Source organism: Streptomyces sp. NPDC104106 (assembly GCF_055584345.1).
In genome coordinates, this window is record NZ_JBVJMF010000051.1 from 1 (window position 1) to 4,842 (window position 4,842).

The following is a 4,842-nucleotide window of genomic DNA, read 5'->3' on the forward strand; positions in this document are numbered from 1 at the left end:
GTGTGGATGTGGAGTGGGGCGGGGTGTTGGAGGGGGTGGGTGCGCGGCGGGTGGCGTTGCCGACGTATCCGTTCCAGCACCAGCGCTACTGGCTCACGCCGCAGCGCGCCAGGGGCGACGTCTCCGCCGCCGGGCTCGCCGCTCCCGAACACCCCCTCCTCGGCGCCGCCGTGGAACTGCCCGCGACGGGCGGTGTCGCCCTCACCGGCCGCTGGTCCCTGCGCACCCACCCCTGGCTGGCCCACCACGCCGTCTGGGGCACGGCCCTGCTGCCCGGCACCGGCTTCGTCGACCTCGTCCTCACCGCCGGCGCCGAGGTCGACTGCGGCTCCATCGAGGAACTCGTCATCGAAGCACCCCTGATCCTCCCCGAGGACGGCGCCGTGCAGGTGCGCGTCGAGGTCGGCGCCGCCGACGGGTCCGGCCGCCGCACCGTCTCCGTCCACTCCCGCCTTGAGGCCGACGAGCCCGACTGGACCTGCCACGCCAGCGGCACCCTCGTCCCCGAGGACCCCGACTCCACGGAACCCGCGCTCCTCTGGCCCCCGGCCGGCGCCACCGCCGTACCCGTGGACGTCCAGTCCGTCTACCCGGCCCTGGCCGAACGCGGCTACGAGTACGGAGCCGCCTTCCAGGGACTGCGCGCGGTGTGGACCCGCGAGGACGAGATCTTCGCCGAAGTCGCCCTGCCGGACGCGCAGCAGGAGGACGCCGGGCGCTTCTCGCTGCACCCCGCCCTGCTCGACTCCGCGCTGCACGCACCGCTGATCTACGGCACCGGCCTTCCGCGGCTGCCCTTCTCCTGGAACGGCATCACCCTGTGGACCCGCGGCGCCTCCCGGCTGCGCGCACACTTCGTGCCCGCCGGCGAGGAGACCTGGCAGGTCACCGTCACCGACCAGACGGGCGCTCCCGTCGCCCGCATCGAGGCACTCATCGGCCGTCAGGTGACATCGGAGCAACTCGCCCAGGCCCGGCTGGCCCGCGAAACCGGCTCCCTGCGCCTCGACAACTGGGTGTACGGCACGAACTGGACCCCGGCCGAGGTGACGGAACCGGCCGCGGCGCCCACCGGCACCTGGCTGGTGGCCGCCCCCGCCGACCGGACGGACGACGCGGCCGTCACGGCCTGTGTGACGGCCCTCGGCGAGGCGGGAGCCCACCCCGTCCTGCTGCCGGTCAGCAGCGCCGACCGCGCGGCCGTGGCCGGACTGCTCACCGACACCGCGCCCGGCGACGGCACCGTCGCGGGCGTCCTGTCCCTCCTCGCCCTCGACGGGACCGACCGCCCCGACCACCCCGGCGTCACCGGCGGCCTGGCCACCACGCTCGCCCTCGTCCAGGCGCTCGGCGACACCGGCGTCGAGGCCCCCCTCTGGCTCGCCACCCAGGGAGCGGTCGCCACCGGCGACACCGACCTGCTGCGCGCACCCGGCCAGGCCGCCCTGTGGGGCCTCGGCCAGGTCGCCGCCCTCGAACACCCGGGCCGCTGGGGCGGCTTGCTCGACCTGCCCGACGAACTCGACGACCGCGTCCGCGCCGGACTGCGCACCGCGCTCGGCGGCGGCACCGGCACGGAGGACCAACTCGCCCTGCGCCCCGAGGGGTTCTACGCCCGCCGTCTGGAGCGGGTGGCCCTGAACCGGCCGCTGCCCGACCAGACCGGATGGCAGCCCACCGGGACGGTACTGATCACCGGCGGCACCGGAGCGCTCGGCGGCCACGTCGCCCGCCGGCTGGCCGCCATGGGTGCCGACCACCTCGTCCTCGTCAGCCGGCGCGGCCCCGACAGCCCGGGCGCCGCGGAACTGACGGCCGAACTCACCGGGGCAGGCGCCCGGGTCACCGTCGCCGCCTGCGACATCGCCGACCGGCAGGCCGTGGCGGACCTGCTCACCAAGTCGGCGGCCGACGGCGACCCGGTCCGCGCCGTGGTGCACGCCGCGGGCGTCAACGGCTTCGGCTCCCTCCAGGAGACGACGCTCGCCGACTTCGGCGCCGTCGTCTCCGCCAAGGTGGCCGGAGCGGCCCACCTCGACTCCCTGCTCGGCGACACCGACCTGGACGCGTTCATCGTCTTCTCGTCCATCGCCGGTGTCTGGGGCAGCGGCAGCCAGAGCGCCTACTCCGCGGCCAACGCCTACCTGGACGCCCTCGCCCGGCACCGCCGCGGCCTCGGCCGGACCGCCACCAGCGTCGCCTGGGGCGCCTGGTCCGGCGGCGGCATGGTGGACGCTGCCTCGGCTCCGCGCCTGCGCCGCCAGGGCATCGAGGCCGTCCGCCCCGAACTGATGCTCGCCGCACTCGACCGCGCCCTGACGGGCGACCAGAGCGGCCTCACCGTCGCCCACATCGACTGGAAGCGCTTCTACCCGGCGTTCACCACCGCCCGGCCCTCCGCGCTGCTCCAGGGCATACCCGACGTACGGCGCCTCGCCGCCGCCGAAGCCCGGGCCCAGCGCGCCGACCTCGCCACGGCCGACTCGCTGCGCCGGCGACTGGCCGGCCTCGGCGAGGACGACCGGCGGCAGATCCTGCTCGACCTGGTACGAGCCGAGACCGCCGTCGTCCTCGGCCACCAGGACGTCCGCGCCGTCCACCCGGACCGTGCCTTCCAGGAACTGGGCTTCGACTCCCTCACCGCCGTCGAACTGCGCAACAGGCTGTCCGCCGCCACCGGCCTGCGGCTGCTCGCCACCCTGCTCTTCGACCACCCGTCACCGGCCGTGCTCGTCGGCCACCTCAGCGACGCGCTCGCCCCCGAAGGCGGCCCCACCCTGCACCGGGCGGTCGCCGAGGTCGAGAAGCTGAAGGCCGCGCTCGCCTCCGTACCCGACGACCAGGCGGTCCGCGCCCAGGTCACCGCCGCCCTGCACGTCCTGCTGGCCAAGTGGTCACCGGACGCCGCCCAGGACGAGACGGACGACGATCTCGAGTCGGTCACCGACGACGAGGTCTTCGACATCATCGACAACGAGTTCAACGAATTCACCGCTTCCTGACGCCGTCCCCCGCTGCCCGCCCGCCGTCAGAAGTCTGTTCCGAGGAGCTGAGCTTCCCCATGGTCGACGACAAGAAGTACCGCGAATACCTCAACAAGGCCGTCGCCACCGCCCGGCAGGCCACACGCCGGCTGCGTGAGGTCGAGGAGAAGGCGTGGGAGCCCGTCGCCATCGTCGGTATGGCCTGCCGTCTGCCGGGCAAAGTGACCTCCCCGGAAGACCTCTGGCGGCTGGTGGCCGACGGCACCGACGCCATCTCCCCCTTCCCGGCCGACCGCGGCTGGGACCTGGAGTGCCTGTACGACCCTGACCCCGACGCGCCGGGCAAGTCGTACGTCCGCGAGGGCGGCTTCATCGACGGCGCGGCCGACTTCGACGCGGGCTTCTTCGGCATCTCCCCGCGCGAGGCACTGGCCATGGACCCGCAGCAGCGGCTGCTCCTGGAGACCTCCTGGGAGGTCTTCGAAAGGGCCCACATCGACCCCACGTCCCTGCGCGGGCGCCGGATCGGTTTCTACGCCGGCGTCATGCACCACGACTACGCCCCGCGGGTCCGGCAGGTCCCCGAGGACCTGGAGGCGTACCTCGGGCGCGGCAGCACCGGCAGCTTCGCCTCCGGCCGCGTCTCGTACATGCTGGGCCTGGAAGGCCCCTCGGTGACCGTCGACACCGCGTGCTCCTCGTCGCTGGTCGCCATCCACCTCGCCGTACAGTCCCTGCGCACCGGCGAGTCGGAGATGGCGATGGCGGGCGGGGCGGCCGTGATGTCCGACAGCAGGATGTTCGTCGAGTTCTCCCGCCAGCGCGGCCTCTCCCCGGACGGCCGGTGCCGCGCCTTCGCGGCGGGCGCCAACGGCACCGGCTTCTCCGAGGGCGTCGGCGTACTGCTCCTGGAGCGCCTGTCCGACGCGCGCCGCAACGGCCACGAGGTGCTGGCCGTCGTCCGGGGCAGCGCGGTGAACCAGGACGGCGCGTCCAACGGCCTGACCGCGCCCAACGGCCCCTCCCAGCGCGACGTCATCCGGCAGGCGCTGGAGAACGCGCGGCTCTGCGCCGCCGACGTGGACGCCGTGGAGGCGCACGGCACCGGCACCGCCCTCGGCGACCCGATCGAGGCCCAGGCCCTGATCGCCACCTACGGTCAGGAGCGGCCCGCCGACGGCCGGCCGCTGTGGCTGGGCTCGCTGAAGTCCAACATCGGGCACGCCCAGTCGGCCGCCGGTGTGGCCGGGGTGATCAAGATGGTGGAGGCGATGCGGCACGGCGTCCTGCCGCGGACGCTGCACGTGGACGCGCCGACACCGCAGGTGGACTGGTCCGCGGGCGCGGTCGAGCTGCTGACCGAGGCCCGGGAGTGGCCGGAGCGGGACGAGCCGCGCCGGGCCGGCGTGTCCTCCTTCGGCCTCAGCGGCACCAACGCCCACGTCATCCTCGAATCCGCCCCGCCCGCGCCCGACGAGTGCGCACAGCCGCCCGCCGGACGGGGCGCCCCGAACGGTGTGGTGCCGCTGGTCCTCTCGGGCAAGTCCCCCGACGCCCTGCGCGCGCAGGCCAAGCGGCTCGCCGCCTTCCTGGAGAGCCGCCCCGGCACACCGCTGGCCGACGTCGCCCTCTCCCTGACCTCCCGCGCCGTCTTCGACCACCGCGGCGTGGCGGTCGCGCGCACGCACGCCGAGGCGGTGGAGCGGCTGGCCGCCCTCGCGCAGGAGGCCGCTGTGCCGGCCGGTGGGCAGGGTGACACGGGTGTGGTGTTCGTGTTTCCGGGTCAGGGGGCGCAGTGGGTGGGGATGGCGGTGGGGTTGTTGGAGGAGTCGGAGGTGTTTGCGGAGTGGATGGGGCG

General features: G+C 74.7%; 2 protein-coding genes. Both read left to right on the forward strand.

Going from position 1 to position 4,842, the window contains the following annotated elements; genetic code table 11:
- Positions 1-3,002: SDR family NAD(P)-dependent oxidoreductase (locus ACZ60X_RS43710; protein ID WP_469611398.1), on the forward strand; the 3,002-nt coding region annotated here is incomplete at its 5' end.
- 59 nt (positions 3,003-3,061) lie between these two features.
- Positions 3,062-4,842 (forward strand): type I polyketide synthase (locus ACZ60X_RS43715; RefSeq protein WP_469611400.1); only part of this gene is annotated, 1,781 nt, incomplete at its 3' end.